Origin of the sequence: Methylophaga frappieri (assembly GCF_000260965.1) — a bacterium.
GTDB classification, from domain to species: domain Bacteria; phylum Pseudomonadota; class Gammaproteobacteria; order Nitrosococcales; family Methylophagaceae; genus Methylophaga; species Methylophaga frappieri.
The window spans coordinates 623676-642166 of record NC_017856.1; the positions used below are offsets into that span (position 1 = coordinate 623676).

Genomic DNA, 18491 nt, shown 5'->3' on the forward strand with positions numbered 1-18491 from the left:
CAATGCCCCTGTATCCGGACGGAGTACAGGGGCATTTTCACTATCGAATGTTAGCGTGCCAGAAATAATCGCTTCTGGCCGCCGATATTTGTTTGAATTTCCAGACCACGCTGGAGATCAGCGACGCAGACCCAAGTCCGCGATCAGACCACGATAACGCGTGATGTCGGTTTTTTTCAGATAATCGAGCATCTTGCGGCGACTGCTGACCATTTTCAGCAGGCCTTGACGTGAATGATGATCCTGAGTATTGGTTTTGAAATGATCAGACAGGTTTGTGATACGTGCTGTCAGCAAAGCAATTTGTACTTCCGCAGAACCGGTATCGCCTTCACCGCGGCCATACTTGCTGATAATTTCTTTTTTCTGTGTCGCTGTAATTGACATTAAAAACTCCAACTTTTTCGATCTGGCTGATGCCAGTAGTTAAATTCTGAGAAAACCCAGTCTCACAGACCAAGTTAACCAACTCTTTTAAAGCTTGCAGATTTTACCGGCTTTCCGTTTGATCAGCAAGCGCACCTGCGTCGATATCACGAACAAATAACCGTTTGACGGTCAGTAATCCAGTTTCATCACAACGGCCAAGACCAATAAAATTTTGTGCTGCATCTAATAATCGTAAACTCTCACTAGACGTCTCTTGTGCTAATTGTACGGGTTGGCCGAAATAAAGCTGGTTGGTCTGTTGTTCGGTCAACTTTAATACTGGCCATTCTGGTAATGCCGATAAGGCTGGCTTGAGATATTGATTTCGTACCACTTCTTTTTCGGATGCAGCTAATTCAGGCAAGGCCACACTATCAGCGAGTGTAAACCCGGCGGCTTTGGTTCGTCGTAAGTAAGTGACATGGCCACAACTCCCTAATTCGGCTGCAATATCCTGAACCAATGTCCGAATATATGTGCCTTTGCTGCAGTCTACCCGCAGACTGAATTGCGTGGCATCAAACTCACCTATTTGCAGATTGTAGATGGTAATCTGACGACTCTCACGCTTGATTGTGATGCCTTCTCTGGCCAGTTTGTAGAGTGGCTGACCTTGATGTTTCAAGGCAGAAAACATAGGCGGTATTTGCTGTTGAATGCCTATAAACTGCGTCACTATCTGCGTCAGTCTTGCCAGATCGAAATTCGGCACGGGACGCCTGTCAATAATTTGTCCTTGACTATCTCCGGTATCGGTGGCAAGACCCAGTTTACAGGTAACCTCGTATTGTTTGTCCGCATCAAGCAAATACGTGGATAACTTCGTTGCCTCCCCCAAACAAATTGGCAACACCCCTGAAGCAAGGGGATCCAATGTCCCGGTATGGCCGGCTTTTTGCGCATTGAACAAGCGTTTAACGGACTGTAAAACGTGATTCGATGTGACGCCAGATGGTTTATCGACAATCACCAGACCGGTAATCGCCTGCCCTTTTTTTCGTCGAGCCATTGGCAAGTATATTTATTCGTTTTCGTCGTCGGGCTTATGCTGATCGGCATTTGCTTTGCTGATCAGCTCGTCCATATAAAACCCATGTTCCAGGGATTTGTCGTATCGAAATTGGAGTTCGGGCATAACCCGTAACTTAACCCGTTTGGCAAGTTGACGACGCAAAAAACCAGCCGCATTTTGCAAACCTTGTAAGCACTCATCCGCGGCCGCATCTGAGTCAAAGCCATTAAATCGGGTGACATAAATACGTGCATACTTTAAATCAGCCGTCACATCCACATGTGATACGGTCACTAAACTGACGCGCGGATCGGCGAGGTCATGCTGAATGAGTTGAGCCAACTCACGTTGCATAACTTCGCCAATACGACTTGTCCGACTAAATTCGCGCGCCATTAGAGTGTTGGTTTCATCAAAACACGTTCAAAGACTTCAATTTGATCACCGGGTTTGACGTCTTTGTAATTGCGGACGCCGATACCACACTCTGTGCCGGCATTCACTTCATTCACATCATCTTTAAAGCGGCGGAGTGATTCCAGCTCACCTTCAAAAATAACCACATTGTCTCGCAGCACACGAATCGGATTACTCCGTTTGACGACACCCTCCAATACCAAGCAACCAGCGATATCACCAAACTTGGGAGAACGGAATACATCATCAACACGTGCAAGACCAATAATTTCATCTTTATAAACCGGCTCAAGCATACCGGTCATCGCTTTGGTGACAACATCTAGCAAATCATAAATGATACTGAAATATTGTACGTCCAAGCCTTTTTCCGAAATGACCTTTCTAGCGGCGTTATCGGCTCGCACATTAAAACCAATCAAAATTGCTTCAGAGGCGGCCGCTAACTGTGCATCCGTTTCGTTGATACCACCAACGCCAGATCCCACAACGCGCACTTTGACTTGTTCAGTTGAAAGCTTTTGCAAACCTTGGCTAACTGCCTCGACACTACCGTGAACATCCCCTTTAATAACAAGATTGAGTGTTTTAACGTCACCCTCTTCCATCTTGTTAAACATCTCATCGAGTTTGGCTGCCTGCTGTCTGGCAATTTTTGCTTCACGCGCTTTTGTCTGGCGGAATGTCGCAATTTCTCTTGCAGTGCGATCATCGGGTGCAACTTGAAGTTCATCGCCCGCAGCTGGCGTGCCCGATAGGCCTAATATTTCAACAGGTGTCGACGGACCTGCAGTATCTAATTGTTGACCACTTTCGTTAAACAAGGCACGAACCCGACCAAACTCTTGGCCAACCACCACAATATCGCCTTTATTGAGGGTACCACGCTGCACCAATGCAGTAATGACTGTACCTCGACCTTTGTCCAAGCGTGCTTCAACGACCGTGCCAATAGCCGGCCCTTTCACGGGCGCTTTCAATTCCATCACTTCCGCTTGCAGTGAAATTGCTTCCAGCAAGTCATCAACACCCTCACCGGTTAAAGCAGAAACAGGGACAAATTGCACATCACCACCCCAATCTTCCGGGATGACCTCATGATTTGATAATTCCTGCTTAACCCGATCCGGATTGGCTTCAGGTTTATCCATCTTATTAATGGCAACAATTAATGTGGATTGTGCCGCTTTTGCATGTTGAATCGCTTCGATAGTTTGTGGCATCACCCCATCGTCTGCAGCCACAACTAACACAACGATGTCGGTAACTTTTGCCCCCCGAGAACGCATTTCTGTAAAGGCGGCGTGTCCCGGTGTATCTAGGAAAGCCACTTCTCCTCGGCTGGTTTCGACTTTATAGGCCCCAATATGCTGGGTGATGCCGCCGGCTTCACCTGAAGTCACTTTAGTACGGCGAATATAGTCCAGAAGTGAGGTTTTACCATGATCGACATGGCCCATCACGGTCACTACAGGCGCTCTGACCACCGCTTCACCAACCTGTTCCTCAGAAACCTCCAGTGCCAACTCGACCTGATTTTCTTGAACGGGTTTGGCGATATGGCCCATTTCTTCAACGACAATAACAGCCGTGTCCTGATCCAGAACCTGATTGATGGTGGCCATCGTACCTAGCCCCATTAATGACTTGATTAACTCACCTGATTTGACAGAAAGTCGTTGTGCTAAATCTCCGACACTAATCGTTTCTGGAACGCTGACTTCCTTCACAACCGGCGCAGTGGGCTTAGAAAACCCGTGTTCTGTTTCCAATACCGGTGTTTTTTGTGGAGCTGCCGCTTTTTTCTTCTTCCGGCGACCCGCTTTGCCTTCACGAACGTGAAGCTCTTTGCGTTCAAAGTCATCATCACGATCATGGCGCCCTTTACGTGCAGGTTTGTCTTTACCATGACGAGTGTCGGTATCTTTGCGATCAGTTTTCTGCTCTTTGGCCTGAGCATCGACCGTCGCCTGACGTGCTTCTTCACGGGCTTTTTCCAGTGCTTCCTCTTCTTCTCTGGCCTTGCGTTTGGCTTCCAGCGCTTTTTCTGCTTCTACCCGAGCCAGATTTGCTGCCCGACGCTTGGCATCCGCCTCTTCTAATTTTTTATGTGCCAGCTGTGATGCCGATAGTTTTGGCTCAGTTTTTTCAGTATTGGCTTTTTTGGCAGTTTGCGACTTTGCTTCTTCTGCCAGAGCTTTTTGCTCTTCCTCAGCTGCCAGCCGTGCTTCCTCAGAAGCTTGTTTTTCAGCTTCAATTGCCGCAGCAACCGCCGCAGATTCTGCTTCAGCTTCTTTCTGGCGGTCAACTTCTTCTTGCTGTTTTCTCGCTACTTCTTGCTGGCGTAATTGTTCTTGTTTTGCCAGTTCTTCAGCATGTTGTTGCGCTTGTTGCTGATTTAATAGCTCTGTCGCAGCGGCTTCGTCAGGTGTGCGTTTGACATAGGTCCGTTTTTTGCGCACTTCAACACTGACACTTTTTCCGCCTGAACGAGAAGAACCGCCACCCAGCTTGATTTCACTGACTGATTTACGCTTCAGGGTAATCTTGCGCGGCGAGGCATCTTTACCATCCGCAACGCCATGACGTTGCTGCAAAAACTGTAATAACGTCTGCTTTTGCTCTTCGGTAATCAACTCATCTGCTTTACTGACCGAAATGCCCGCTTCATTAAGCTGTTCAACCAGTTTTTCTGGTGAGACACGAATTGTATCGGCGAGGTCTTTAACCTTTATATCGCTCATTGGTTACTCCCCTGTATCAGTTGATTCATCGGCAAACCAGGATTCACGCGCTTTCATAATAAGCGCTGCCGCTTTTTCTGCATCGATACCACCAATTTCAACTAATTCATCAACAGATTGATCTGCCAAGTCATCTACCGTGGTCACGTTTTGTTCAGCTAACTTCTCTGCCAATGTCTGATCGACGCCAGGTAAAGCTGACAGAGGTTGATCCGGGCTTAACACTTCTTTTTCTTCTTCGTCCGCAATGGCACGGGTCAATAACACATCACGTGCTCTTGACCGCAGTTCTTGCACAATTTCGGCATCAAACTCTTCAATATCCAGCATTTCATGCTCAGGAACGTAGGCAACCTCTTCAAGAGAAGAAAATCCTTCCTGCGCGAGGATAAGGGCCACATCTTCATCGACACCTAAATCAGTCATGAAGCTCTCAATGAGCGCGCCCATTTCTTTTTCTGCTTTTTGTTCGGCGTCTGCCGAGGACATGACGTTTAATTCCCAGCCAGTTAATTGGCTTGCTAACCGAACATTTTGACCATTACGACCAATGGCTTGTGATAGCTGCTCATCTTCAACAGCAATGTCCATGCTGTGTGCATCTTCATCAACGACAATCGATAACACTTCTGCTGGTGCCATGGCATTGATTGCAAATCGGGCAGGATCTTCATCCCATAAAATGATATCCACCCGCTCCCCAGCTAACTCATTAGTCACGGCCTGTACCCGCGAACCGCGCATACCAACACAGGCACCAACTGGATCGATTCGGGATTCATGAGCCAAAACGGCAATTTTTGCACGCAAACCAGGGTCTCGTGCTGCGCCTTTGATTTCAATCAATCCATCACTGATTTCTGGCACTTCCAGACGAAATAATTCGATCAGTAATTGCGGCGCAATACGACTGACGATCAGTTGTGGCCCGCGCCCTTCCGGGCGAATTTCTTTTAAAAACCCACGAATGCGATCCCCGGACCGAAAGCTTTCACGTGGAATCATTTCTTCCCGAGGCAGAAAAGCTTCTGCATTGGCGCCTAAATCGAGAGTGACATTGCCACGTTCGACGCGCTTAACTGTACCCAGGATCATTTGGCCGACTTTTTCGCGATATTGATCGACTACTTGGGCACGTTCAGCTTCGCGTACTTTTTGAACAATTACCTGTTTAGCAGTTTGGGCCGCAATTCGACCAAACTCAACTGATTCCATTGGCTCAGAAATATAGTCGCCAACACTGATATCGGATTGTTTTTTTGTGGCATCTGAAAGGCGGATTTGTAATGCCTCGCCTTCAAACTCTTCATCCTCATCAGCAACAACCAGCCACTGCCGAAATGTTTCATAATGGCCTGAGATACGGTCAATCGCGACATGGGCATCTAATTCCATTTCATAGCGTTTGCGGGTCGCCATTGCCAATGCCGCTTCAATTGCTTGAAAGATCACTTCTTTGCTGACGCCTTTTTCGTTAGACATCGCATCAACGACCAGTAAGATTTCTTTGTTATTCATTACGCCCCCAGTGGATTTTCACCCGGACACAAAATCCAGACCAAGATTTAAATTTTATTGCTTGTCTTATGCGCTTCAGGCTAATAGCCGCGCCTTAGCCAATCTGGTGAATGGCAGAGAAAAAACTTCTCCATCCACTTCAATTAATATTTCGTCGTCTTCTACACCTTGTAATTCGCCAGTAAAATTACGTCGGCCATTTACCGGTAATTTGGTACTGATTTTTGCCATCTGACCAGCAAACCGGACAAAATCCTTCTTCTTAAACAATGGCCGATCAAATCCAGGTGAAGACACTTCCAGCATATAGGCTTTAGTGATCGGGTCTTCGACGTCCAAAACACCACTGACCTGATGACTGACACGCTCACAATCCTCAATCGAAATGCCCTGCTCGGCGTCAATATAGATTCGCAGAATGGGGTTGTGCCCACCTTGCAAATATTCAACACCCACCAGTTCATAACCGAGAGTTTCGATAGATGCCTCTATTAATTGCTCAACTTGATCAGTGATGGCCATAGTCGCCTCAACGTGTCTTGGACACGAATCGAATCTCCAGAAAAACAAAAACCCCATATAGGGGCCCGGAATTAATAAATTTGTCATGCGGGTCGAGTTGCCAGCCCCGCTCTGCAACAGCCTTGAGTCAGCAGACATCCGACGCCGATACTCACCGCTTCCCAGAAAGCATCGAATATTAACAAAATCAGGCTTTCTCAGCAACTAAAAACAATTCTCTCGAAAACCAGAGGTGTCTTGCCTGTGTCGCTCTTGATAAGCTGTTCCGTCGTCAATTACAGTCGCAACGTTTGTCGGTACCGACAGGCTGTTAAACCTTCATAACAAGCACTAAAGCCATTTAGCGCTGGCCTTCTTTCGGCCTCAGATGTAATCGCATATTACAAATGCAGGCGCAACGGGCGTTGCGCCATGGATGGTTGTCAAGGGACGATGGTGTCCTAGCCTAATCACAACCGGATTTTGGTTCTCCAGCAGACATTATCCGCAACGTAATGTATTGTTAATAAACGTCCCGCACATAGCGTTTTTGTTTTTTCAGTTGCGTGACATATTCTTGCGCAGCCTGAGCAGACATTCCACCATGTTCAGCAATGACATCATGCAAAGCCACATCAACATCCTTTGCCATGCGATAAGCATCACCACAGATGTAGAAGTAACCGCCCTGTTCCAGCCATTTGAATAGCTCTTCACCATTTTCTCGCATGCGATCTTGAACATAAATCTTCTCTTCCTGATCCCGAGAAAAAGCCAAATCCAGTCTTGTCAGTAAGCCGTTCTTCTGCATGGCGGTGATTTCATCTTCGTAGATGTAGTCTGTCGCACTGTTTCTATCCCCAAAAAACAACCAGTTAGGCCCTTTTGCCTCACGCACTTCACGTTCTTCTAAAAAAGCTCTGAATGGCGCAATACCGGTTCCAGGACCAACCATGATCATCGGTAAATCATCATCTGCTGGCACGGCAAAGTTTTTATTTGGCGAGAAATAACACTTCACTTTGTCTCCGACCTCGGCCACATCCATCAAGAAAGTCGAGCAAACACCATGATGTTCACGGTCATTCTTGTTGTAACGAACACTACTAATGGTGAGATGGACTGATTCGTTATGTTTGTTGATGCTGGACGAGATAGAGTACGCCCGAGGCGCTAAGGGCTTGCATAGAGACAGGAACTCAGCCGGCGTCAACTCAGCCGGGTAAGCACGAAGCAAGTCGACAATGTCTTTACCCCATAAAAAATCATCAAGCGCTTCTTTATCATTGTTTTCCAATAACCGGTTCAGCTCAGCGTCACCGGTACGCAAAGCCAGTTCTGCCAGCAGTTCCTTGCTTGGCAAGCGAATTTCGAACTCTTCGGTCAACAATGTTTTTAAAGAGCGGTTTTGCCCATTATAGGGCTCTATCTGATCATCATCCGCATTAAGCAATGTCAGCAATTCCGAGACCAGATCCGGTCGGTTGCGTGGAATCACATTCAGCGCATCACCTGCCTCATAATGTTCACCACTACCGTGCAATGAAAACTCATAATGCACGATTTCTTTACTGGAGCCCGCCTTATTCAATACCCGTTTTGCGGTCAACTCAGCTTCCAGTGGGTTTTGCCGATTATATTTTGACTTTTCTTTTTTTGGCTTGTTTTCCACTTTGCCAACGTCACCAGCTTGATCGGAGCCCTTTTGCGCAATGGTTGGCAATGCTTCCGACATCCAGTTTTCTGCTGGCCCGGCAAAATCAACATCACAATCAACCCGATCAGCAATACGCTTTGCACCAAGCTCTGCAAGGCGCTCATCCCACATTTTTCCGGCAACACAGAACCCGTCATAGTTGGTATCACCTAATGCCAGCACCGAATAATAGGTATTGGCAAAACCGGGGGCATCTTCTGCACTTATCGCATCCCAAAGGCTTTGCGCATTATCCGGCATTTCGCCTTCGCCATAAGTACTACAAACGATTAACAAACGCTCCGTTGTTGCTAATTGTGCCAAGTCTGCATCATCCATATCCATGACAATCGGTGACAAGCCATGCGCTTTGGCCATTTCAGCTGCATCTTCTGCACAACTTTCTGCATTACCGGTTTGCGAACCATAAAGAATCGTAATGGGTCTTGCCGCGACCGGTGCTGCCGCTTGTGAAACATTTTCTTCTTTAACCAGCAATCGAGTATGTAATCCGGCAAGAAACCCGCCCATCCATTGCTTTTGTTCGTTATTAAACGGTAAGTCACCAGGCAGAAAAGGAACCGTTTTTTCTTTATTTTCTACCTGTTCACCATTTACCATTTTTTTCATTATGTTTGTCTCCAACGACTCGGCTTGTACCGAGCTTCCTAACTAGCTAAATTTGATTTTGCAGTCTGACGTATTTGTAAGGGGCGCTATTATGCCGCTTTCCGAACCACCTGCGCCAACACATGACTGTAATGTGATGCCAACTGCTCTTCCAGACGTGGGAAAGTACCAAGTTCGGCCTGGTTCGCACGGTCACGCGCAATAATCCAAACACTGGTTCCCCACGCCCGGGAATCCCAGATTTCCCGCAACGTCAGCGATTCTTTGTAATCACGAACGCGTTTGTCAGCCAGCAATGCGGCAAGTGCTTCATCACTATATCCGGCCAACGCTTCCTTAAGATCCTTAAACAGCACTTCCAGCAATTTTCGATCTTGTGTTTCTACCAAGTGACGAGCGGCCCTATCGGCACTGACGGCGCCGGACTGGACCAAATCCAGTTTTTCTGCTGCTTCCAGCGCACGCCGAAGCACCCCTGCTGCATTAATATATTGACAGATCAGGTGGGTATCGCAGTCACCATAGCCAGGTAGCATACCGGCAAAAATTGGCTGGTCATCGTTAGTAAACTCTTTGTATGCTTTATCAATACGTCTTAGGTGCCAGGTTCCCCATGCCTGAGAAAGCTCTTCCAGAATGGCTTTTCGCTCCATTTTGGCCAGAATCGCTTCTCCACAATGATAGCTGTACAACGATAAAGGTATTAACACATAAAAGTGTTTACGGCTTTCTTGCCAATTATCAAGCAGGTTTTTTACTAATTTTGAGCCCGTATGCTGGAGATGCATTTCCAAGTGATAGCGCAACGCCATCTCTTGTCCTTGCATCAGTTCGCTATCCTCTGCAAGCGCAGTGGCGCGAACTGAGTCATGGCTACAACGTTTGACAATATCACCTGACGGATCATACTGATATGCACTGCCGCCACTCATGCCATTACCAAAACCCTTACCATAAGAGCCAAGGTTGATAATGCTGCCATTCGTCATGTATTCGCAGCAGAAGTCGCCAACCCCTTCGACAACGGCTACCGCGCCAGAATTACGGACGCCAAAACGGTCACCCGCTTGCCCTCGGACAAATAATTCACCACCACTGGCACCGAACAGGGCAAAATTACCTACCAATACGTTACCCTCGTCAGCATCTGCGCCACCGCCGGGGTTACGGACAATAATTCGCCCGCCACTCGCCCCTTTCCCTACACCATCATTACAGGTGCCGGTATGGTCCATGGTGATGCCAGAATTATTAAATGCAGCATAGCTTTGCCCAGCAGAATTATAGGTTTTGACTACCAGGCTGTCTTCACGCAGAACAACACGGCCATTCTGCAAAGTATCAATAGCTGGGTGGTTTGCGCGCTGTTCAGGTGTCAATTCATAATTGAGGTAACGCTCGACATCAATAGAAAACTGGCCACCAGTCGACTTGTTCCGGTTGTGTAAATTCGGCCCTTCAATCACATGCTGTGTCAGCGTATCAGCAAAGAATTTTTCATAAGCTTCTTCAATAAATCTGTCATCCGCTTCGAAATTTGCTTCCAGATACACCGGGTGATCGACAATCACTTCATCAACGCGACGCAACATGCCGGTCATGTCTAATTGGCCAACCATGCTGGGATGGTTAATCAAGTGCAGCAAATCAGCACGCCCACGTAACGCTCTCAAGCTGCTAAAGCCTAATGAAGCCAGTATTTCCCTCACCTCATGAGCCAGATTGATAAAGTACTGGGCCAGCGCCCGCGGGTCGCCCTGATATACTTCAGGGTTGGTTGTCAGCCCTGCTGGACATTTGACGTTGCAGTTCTTTGCCATGACGCACTTAAGCATCATCAATGCCGTTGTACCAAATTCAAACGAGTCACCGCCCAACATGGCAGATTTGATAACGTCGAGCCCGGTCTGGTGGGCATTAGAACAACGTAATACGACCTTGTCGCGCAGGCCATTCTCAGACAACGCCTGATGCACTTCTGCGATCCCGATTTCAGCGGCCCGGCCAGTATTTTTAAGACTGGTCACCTGCGCCGCGCCAGTACCACCGGTATTGCCAGCGATATTGATAAGGTCTGCCCCAGCTTTGGCAACGCCAACAGCAATCGTACCCACGCCTTCCGAAGAAACCAGTTTGACGATAACTTTGACGCGCGCCGCTTTGGCATCATGAATCAGCTGACCCAAATCTTCGATTGAGTACGTATCATGATGCGGCGGTGGCGAAACTAATTCCACACCTGGCGTACCACCACGGGCGGCCGCAATTTCAACATTGACCTTGGCAGCAGGTAATTGTCCGCCTTCACCCGGTTTGGCACCTTGAGCGATTTTAATTTCGATTTCCTGTAACGACGGATCGGCAAGATACCCCGTCCAGACTCCAAATCGACCAGAAGCAAACTGTTTAATTTTACTGGCTTTGACACTGTTATATCGACGGGAGTGCTCGCCCCCTTCACCAGAGTTGCTCATGGCACCGGCAATGTTGGTACCTTGCGCAACTGCCTCATGTGCTTTTGCCACTAGGGCGCCATGGCTCATGGCACCAGACGCAAAACTGGCGGTAATTTCGTGGGCAGGTTGCACTTCGTTTAAATCAATCGCTTCAGGCGCAGTAATCACAGTACTAAAGAGAGCGGTTAGCGTTTCCCCAGTTTTAATCACCAGCTGTTGCTCGCTCACCTCGGAGACTTCCAGCGACGACCCAAAGCAGCTAAGCAAGGCATCAGCAAACGCCTGATGACGTGATTCTGTTGCCGCCTGCAACTGTAAGGACCATTCATCGCTATCACGCTGCGTTATCTGCAATCCCTGAAAGGCAACAGACCGGTTGCCCAGCAGGTTGATACCAGCCAGCTTTTTATTAAAATCTTCAATGCTCTCACACGCCTTGAGATCAACCGGTAAGTCAAGCACATCTCGAAGCGCCGCCGGCCGCTTTTGGCGTTCAGCATGAAGACTCAGACTGAAACTTCGATATGCTTTAGTGACGCTGAATTTGTCAATTTGAGCTGGCTCAAGTTTTTCGTAACCCAAGTCCCGATAGCTGATATCAGAGGGCAAGGTTAGTGCCGGCTCCAACTCAGGCAGATCAACATAACTGATCGGCTCTTCGGTCATATTGATATATTCACGGACAGCCGTATTACCGAAACTGTGTCCAGCTCCTTCATTACGCTCTTTAAACAAGCCGAGCAAAGGTAATTCTGCTTCACTTTGAACAGAGGCGACTCGCTGATGCCAGTCCGCTGCACTTTTGGCAATATCTGCAAATTGTGCGCCGCCCACTGGTGAATGAATATTTGGGAATATCTGTGCCAGATCAGGATCTTTGGTATCAATGAAGTTGGCTTCAAAGAACTCTCCACCGATATAGCTTTCAGCAGTGCACAGTCCAAATTTACCCATCGTTTTCATCAAGGCTTTTTCAACGGCTTTCTGGAACTTGTTTAAGCCCTTGATAACACCCGCTTCATCTGAAAACAGCTCCCTTGCACGGTGATATACGGTTAGCGGACAAACAGCCGATGCGCCAAACCCAAGCAAGCAGGCAATATCATGGGTACTGGCAGCCTGACCAGTTTCATAAATCACACTGACATGGAAACGAAGCCCCTGACGAATCAGTCGTTGATTCACTGCACTAATGACCAGCATAGCTGGTAACGCTGCGTGCTCAGCACTGACCCGCCGATCCGTCAGCACCACAATGCCACACTGACTTTTTGCCAGTGCTTCAACACGATCACATACGTCTTCCAACGCATCTCTGATGCTTTGTTGATTTGCTGACGCATCCTCGTAATCTGGGGTAAACAAGGTATTGACGGTTTCGATCTGAACCGATTCTTGCGCATAAATCTGAGATAATTGCTGTGGCTGCAATATCGGTGAGTTGATGACCAATTGCTTACTTTCACCCTGAGTGAAATTCGGTTTGCGACCTAATGCAACCCGCAGCGTCATCCCATCTGCTTCACGAATACTATCCAGTGGTGGATTGGTGACCTGGGCAAAGCGCTGGCTGAAATAACGTGACATGCCACCTTCATCACGATTCAGGGCATTTGGCGCTAAGCCATAACCCATAGCAGAGATTTTTTCCATGCCGCTTTGCAGCATCGGATCCAACAAGAATTTAAAACTTTCCTGGTTCATGCTATAGGCAACATGACGCGCGGATAAATTCAACGTGGCATCATCTTCCAGATCAACCAGTGTTTTTTCCGGTAAATTGACTAATGCAAAGCGCGCTTTTTCCAGTAAGGCAGAATAATCGCGCTCTTTTGCAAGACGTTTGAGAACATCATCAGTCAGTTCAACTGTTTTGTGTTCATGATCAAACACAATCATGCCGCCGGCCTCAATACGACCACGCTTAATGACAGTTTCCGATGGAAAATCAATTTGGCCTGCCTCACTCATGACAGCGAGGTAATCATGCGTTTCTACGCTTCGCAAAGGGCGCAGGCCTAAACGATCCAATCGTGCGCCTACTTTGATACCATCGCCGAAAATCAAGGCGGCAGGACCATCGTTTTTTTCTTCAGACAAACTGAAATATTCCAGCATGTCGCGAACATCGCCAGGCAATTTATCGTCATTTTCCCAAGCAGGCGGCATCATCGCCAAGGCTGCTTTATCAATAGCCAAGTCATCTTCGATGATACGCCGCGCCATCGTCTGATCTAAACGCGCAGAGTCAGACTGACCTTTCGGAAAAATCAATTGCTTGTTGTGTGACCGTGCAATCGCCTCTTCACTGAGACGGTTTTTACGGTCGGTATTCAACTCACCATTGTGCGCCATCCGCCGAAATGGCTGTGCGAACATCGGATTCGGCTCGGTATTGGTCGAAAACCGGGTGTGGAAAAACAAGGTATGAATATGATGTTCTGGATGGCTCAAATCATGGAAATACGGGATCACCTCCCAGCTGTTCAGACGGCCTTTGTACACCTGTGTACGAGAACTCATCGACAGAGGATAAAATCCCTTTAGCTTTGGCTCAGTAAAAGCAGGATACTCAATTTCTTCCAGCGCCTTATGAATCAGCTTTTCAAAGTCAGCTTGTGTTTTGACAGCTGGTGGCCGAAGAAAAACCACCTGCCGAATAGCAAGCTGTGCCGCCGCACTACGCGAATTCAGGGATGAAGAATCGACTTCGACATCACGCCACAAAATGGTTTCCAAGTCGTGATCGGCGAGTATTTTGGTGATCAGTTTTTCTGCAGCAGAGTGCTGCGTTAAGTCAGACGGATAGAAAAAATTGGCAACACCGAACTGGCCTAACACCAGATCCTGACGCCCCGTCAGAAACCGAAAGAAATTCAGAGAAATATCAACATTGACGCCCGCACCATCACCAATACCCTCGGCACTCATACCACCACGATGGGGGATTTTACAAAGTGCCTGATGTGCTAAATCCAATAGCTCATGGGTCTGCTTGCTATGCTTGTTTGTGATAAATCCAACGCCACAGCTCGAATAGTCCAGATCATGATCGTATAAATTTCGCATACCATTTCCGTAAGTTAATGTGTACAGTTAACATCAACCACCGGTCGCGCGCGTCGAACCAGTTAATGTAAAACAAAACTGGCAAGATCCTCTCTATCCACACAGACCCGGTAGTCTGGATGCACTCGTTTGCTGCTTTCTAATATTTATTTTCATGCTCGCAAACGCATCATTATTTGGGCAGGTGACATTGTTAGCCTCTGCGCTAATAAATTCTTTCGTAGTCACGCCAGTAACAGGCGAAGCTAACGACAGCATTCATCACTTATCCAATTTTGCTTCTATTATACCGTTTAATAAGCCAAAAGTTGATCACCTAAAATACAACACATATTCCAAGGTGAATAAATATGGTCAATTCAAGAGACATGCTGTGACGGGCCGGCATCGCGTTAACCATGACTGGCGAAAAACGTTAACAGCTCAGCGTTGTCCCGCTGATTTGTGCTGAATTAAAGACGTCCAGATATTTTCTGGCTAAAAAGAGCTAGAAACGGCTGATTTCAGATAAAAAAGGCCCAGAACATTTCTGAAATTGTTCTGAGCCTTCGTTGATTCTGAATTCAGAATTGGTAGCGGGGGCTGGATTTGAACCAACGACCTTCGGGTTATGAGCCCGACGAGCTACCAGGCTGCTCCACCCCGCACCTGAATAAGCAGATAAGTATACAGTGAGACGATATCTCTTGCAAGGATAGATTCAATTCTCTTTTAATTTTCTGGTCAACGTATTTCGCCCCCATCCCAACAACTTGGCAGCTTCCTGACGTTTACCTGCTGTTTTTTCCAAAGCGACTTCCATCAACACATTTTCAATCATTGGCACCACATCGGCCAAAGCCCCTTCCTGCCCGGTCAAGGCCTTGGCTGCGGCCCACTGTTTAAATAGTTGCTGCCAGTCACCATGACGACGACTCGTGTCATCATGATTTTCAGCTGATAGCTCACCGGGAAGATCATCCATTTGTACAACTTGCCCCGGAGACATAACCATTAGCCAACGACAAACATTTTCTAATTGTCTAACATTGCCTGGCCAAGTTAATTGAGACAGATAATTATCGACTTCTGCTGCCACCGATTTAGTTGCCATGTTCAATTCGCGTGCCGCTTTGCTTAAAAAATAGGCCACTAGCGCTGGTATATCTTCACGTCTTTCCCTGAGTGCCGGTATATGGATCCGGATGACGTTGAGTCGATGAAATAAATCTTCTCGAAAATCGCCCCGTTCAACCCGTTGTTCCAAATTTTGGTGCGTCGCGGCAATAATCCGAACATCGGCTTTTACCGCACTATGTCCACCAACGCGAAAGTACTCGCCATCAGACAATACCCGTAACAACCGAGTTTGCAGCTCAATTGGCATGTCGCCAATTTCATCAAGAAATAAGGTGCCACCGTTCGCTTGTTCAAAGCGCCCTTTTCGAGCGGCATGCGCTCCGGTAAAAGCCCCTTTTTCATGACCAAACAGCTCTGACTCCAGTAATTCTTTGGGAATGGCAGCCATGTTCAATGCAATAAATGGCGCCGTTCGCCGTGGACTATGCTTGTGTAAGGCATGAGCGACCAATTCTTTACCGGTACCTGATTCACCATTAATCAAAACCGTAATATTCGATCGCGCCAGGCGTCCAATCGCCCGAAACACCTCTTGCATGGCCGGTGCTTCACCAATAATTTCGGTACCCAGATTAATTGCATCATCCGGTTCATCATGTTTTTGTTGGCGGTGAGCAATGGCACGTTGTACTAATTCGACCGCTTCATCCACATCAAACGGTTTTGGTAAATATTCAAAAGCACCGCCTTCATACACTGACACGGCGCTGTCCAGATCGGAATAGGCGGTCATGATAATCACCGGTAACTCAGGCTGGTGCAGTTGAATATCGGCCAGTAATTGCAAGCCATCCATGCCTGGCATCCGAATGTCGCTGACTAATACGTCAGGGTTGGACTGCGCTTCCTGCTTTAATGCGCGGAGTGCCAAATCGGCATTTTCGAATGATTGAACGCTGATATCGACAGATTCAAGCGCTTTCTGCAAGACCCAGCGAATTGAACGATCATCGTCGACTATCCATACGTTTGGTTTATTAGCCACGTTAGCTTGACTCCAGCGGAAAAGTTACAGAAAAGACTGTTTGCCCAGGATGGCTGCTGCATATCACCGTCCCATCATTGCGTTGCACCAAGTTTTGAACCAGGTATAAACCCAGACCGGTGCCATCAGCACGGCCGGTGACCAACGGATAAAACAAACTGTCTTGTAAATGTTTGGGAATACCCGGTCCGTTATCTTCGACTTCAGCCAACACCCCTAATTTATAGAAGGACTTATCAATCGTCAGGTTACGCTGAATACGGGTGCGCAGGCGGATGATGCCAATACCGTGCATCGCTTGGACCGCATTACGAACGATATTGAGAAAAATCTGGATGAGTTGATCAAAGTCGGCATGTAAATCTGGAATACTTGGGTCATAATCGACAATAAATTGAAGTCGCTCATCAACTTCGATATCAACCAGCTGCCGAACACGTTGCAAAATTTCATGAATATTGACCGCTGTTTTGTCAGATTGCTGATACGGTCCTAACATTCTGGTCATCAGATTTTGTAGGCGATCTGCTTCGCTGATAATGATACGGGTATATTCTTTCAGATCGTCTGAGTCCAGTTGCCTTTCAAGCAACTGCGCTGCGCCTCTTAATCCGCCTAAAGGGTTTTTTATCTCATGTGCCAGACCGCGAACAACCTGTTGTTGCGTCTGTAAGTTTTCATCCCGGTTTACGCGCTGTTGATAATCCAATTGAGACAATTCAATCAGCAAATACGACTCACCAAGGTCCATCAGTTTAATGGCACAATCCACCACAATTTCGCCACTCGCCGGCAAAAATAACGTAATTTCTCGTTCGATCAATGCTTGACCACTGCTAAGCACACGCTGGATCGATTTCTGAAGGCGCAACTCGCCGGGTAAAAGCATTTGAAAGGGAATGTGCTCTGCCTGACGTTGCGAAATCTCAAACATGATTTCTGTGGCGGTATTGATATAACAAACTCGGCACTGTGTATCGAGCACCAGTACCGCCGTCGCCAGATTCTCCAAGACATCTGTACAGGCAATTAACTCATCATTCATCAGCAGGTGATCACTTTTCATGTCGCCTAGACTGCAAAATCCACTCCAAACACAGGATTAAAAACAGTTTTTTTTATAAGCGATTGATTAGATTTACATTTATTTTTTACACTGGATTGATTTGCTGGCAATACGTTTATCGGCATCAATCAGATAGCGTGATCTTGCACCATTTTGATGCATACCACCAGTATAGCAGTTGAAAAGAAGCTAGGGCGCTGGCACGTTACGCGTATTAGGGTTCAATAAAATACTATTGCGTTGCAAGTGAAACTTGATTTGCGGGCTTTCGGCGATAACTTCACCATTTTGATTAATCACACTGGCTGACAGCGTATGGGTGCCTCGATCAAGATTTTCGAGAGAGAAGCTTAACTGGGGCAAGGGTTCGCCATGGGGGCGGCCATCAAGATTCAGTTGAATCTTATCTTGCCTGTCACTGCTTAATGCGGGGCGTATTTCGATATTCACCGTTAAATTTCCATTGTTGATCCGCATCGTTTCATCATCTTGCGGACTCACAACACCAATCTCATAATCAGGCACCGCCGTTGCTTCCTCTTCTGTTAGGTCACTATCAGTCTCATCAGAATCGGGATCAATATCAGGCAGGTCAACTGGGGAATAGGTCGATGCTTCAGGTAAATCGACCGGCTCAGCATTTTCGACAGGTTGATCTGAAAAAACGGTATTACCATTTTCATCAACCCAACGATAAACCTCAGCCGTAATAACAACTGGTAAAAAACAAAGCAGCAAAGCAATTATTTTTTTCATACCAACAATATAGGCCAGCCAGATAGGCATGACAAGTAGAGGATGATACAAACAAAAACGCCTCCGGAAAGGAGGCGTTTTCGCTACAAATTA

General features: G+C 47.2%; 11 protein-coding genes and 1 tRNA gene. All 12 read right to left on the minus strand.

All coding sequences use genetic code 11. From position 1 onward, the window contains the following. Positions 1–117: 117 nt before the first annotated feature. Positions 118–387 carry a 30S ribosomal protein S15 gene (gene rpsO / locus Q7C_RS02770; RefSeq protein ID WP_014703168.1) on the minus strand — a complete coding sequence of 90 codons (270 nt, stop codon included), beginning with the start codon at positions 385–387 and terminating at the stop codon, positions 118–120. A gap of 103 nt (positions 388–490) precedes the next feature. Beyond that, on the minus strand, positions 491–1438 hold the full coding sequence (gene truB / locus Q7C_RS02775) for a tRNA pseudouridine(55) synthase TruB (RefSeq protein WP_014703169.1): 948 nt from the start codon (positions 1436–1438) through the stop codon (positions 491–493). A gap of 12 nt (positions 1439–1450) precedes the next feature. Beyond that, entirely contained in the window at positions 1451–1837 is a 387-nt protein-coding gene (gene rbfA / locus Q7C_RS02780) for a 30S ribosome-binding factor RbfA (RefSeq protein WP_014703170.1), read from the minus strand. Next, positions 1837–4602, minus strand: coding sequence for a translation initiation factor IF-2 (gene infB, locus Q7C_RS02785; protein ID WP_014703171.1), 2766 nt, complete (start codon positions 4600–4602; stop codon positions 1837–1839). The genes rbfA and infB overlap by 1 nt, the downstream gene beginning before the upstream one ends. Positions 4603–4605: 3 nt before the next feature. Beyond that, positions 4606–6120: a transcription termination factor NusA gene (gene nusA, locus Q7C_RS02790; RefSeq protein ID WP_014703172.1), complete on the minus strand. Its 1515-nt coding sequence runs from the start codon at positions 6118–6120 to the stop codon at positions 4606–4608. Between the two features lie 75 nt (positions 6121–6195). Then, positions 6196–6642 (minus strand): ribosome maturation factor RimP, encoded by a 447-nt coding sequence (gene rimP, locus Q7C_RS02795; RefSeq protein ID WP_014703173.1) that lies wholly within the window; start codon positions 6640–6642, stop codon positions 6196–6198. Positions 6643–7144: 502 nt separating this feature from the next. Continuing rightward, positions 7145–8947 carry a sulfite reductase subunit alpha gene (locus Q7C_RS02800; protein WP_014703174.1) on the minus strand — a complete coding sequence of 601 codons (1803 nt, stop codon included), beginning with the start codon at positions 8945–8947 and terminating at the stop codon, positions 7145–7147. A gap of 89 nt (positions 8948–9036) precedes the next feature. After that, on the minus strand, positions 9037–14472 hold the full coding sequence (locus Q7C_RS02805; RefSeq protein WP_014703175.1) for a glutamate synthase-related protein: 5436 nt from the start codon (positions 14470–14472) through the stop codon (positions 9037–9039). A gap of 570 nt (positions 14473–15042) precedes the next feature. Continuing rightward, positions 15043–15119, minus strand: a tRNA-Met gene (locus Q7C_RS02810). Between the two features lie 53 nt (positions 15120–15172). Continuing rightward, the gene (ntrC, locus tag Q7C_RS02815; RefSeq protein ID WP_014703176.1) at positions 15173–16576 is read right to left on the minus strand and encodes a nitrogen regulation protein NR(I); all 1404 of its coding nucleotides are present in this window, start codon (positions 16574–16576) and stop codon (positions 15173–15175) included. Position 16577: 1 nt separating this feature from the next. Continuing rightward, a complete protein-coding gene (gene glnL / locus Q7C_RS02820; protein WP_014703177.1) occupies positions 16578–17642 on the minus strand; it encodes a nitrogen regulation protein NR(II) in 1065 nt (354 codons plus the stop codon). 189 nt (positions 17643–17831) lie between these two features. Continuing rightward, positions 17832–18449: a DUF4124 domain-containing protein gene (locus tag Q7C_RS02825; RefSeq protein ID WP_151194714.1), complete on the minus strand. Its 618-nt coding sequence runs from the start codon at positions 18447–18449 to the stop codon at positions 17832–17834. Positions 18450–18491 lie beyond the last annotated feature (42 nt).

What these genes read in the sequence shown, in the direction of transcription:
- rpsO (WP_014703168.1), bottom strand. Translation starts at nt 387, where the DNA reads ATGTCAATTACAGCGACACAGAAAAAAGAAATTATCAGCAAGTATGGC.
- truB (WP_014703169.1), bottom strand. Translation starts at nt 1,438, where the DNA reads ATGGCTCGACGAAAAAAAGGGCAGGCGATTACCGGTCTGGTGATTGTC.
- rbfA (WP_014703170.1), bottom strand. Translation starts at nt 1,837, where the DNA reads ATGGCGCGCGAATTTAGTCGGACAAGTCGTATTGGCGAAGTTATGCAA.
- infB (WP_014703171.1), bottom strand. Translation starts at nt 4,602, where the DNA reads ATGAGCGATATAAAGGTTAAAGACCTCGCCGATACAATTCGTGTCTCA.
- nusA (WP_014703172.1), bottom strand. Translation starts at nt 6,120, where the DNA reads ATGAATAACAAAGAAATCTTACTGGTCGTTGATGCGATGTCTAACGAA.
- rimP (WP_014703173.1), bottom strand. Translation starts at nt 6,642, where the DNA reads ATGGCCATCACTGATCAAGTTGAGCAATTAATAGAGGCATCTATCGAA.
- Q7C_RS02800 (WP_014703174.1), bottom strand. Translation starts at nt 8,947, where the DNA reads ATGAAAAAAATGGTAAATGGTGAACAGGTAGAAAATAAAGAAAAAACG.
- Q7C_RS02805 (WP_014703175.1), bottom strand. Translation starts at nt 14,472, where the DNA reads ATGCGAAATTTATACGATCATGATCTGGACTATTCGAGCTGTGGCGTT.
- glnL (WP_014703177.1), bottom strand. Translation starts at nt 17,642, where the DNA reads ATGAAAAGTGATCACCTGCTGATGAATGATGAGTTAATTGCCTGTACA.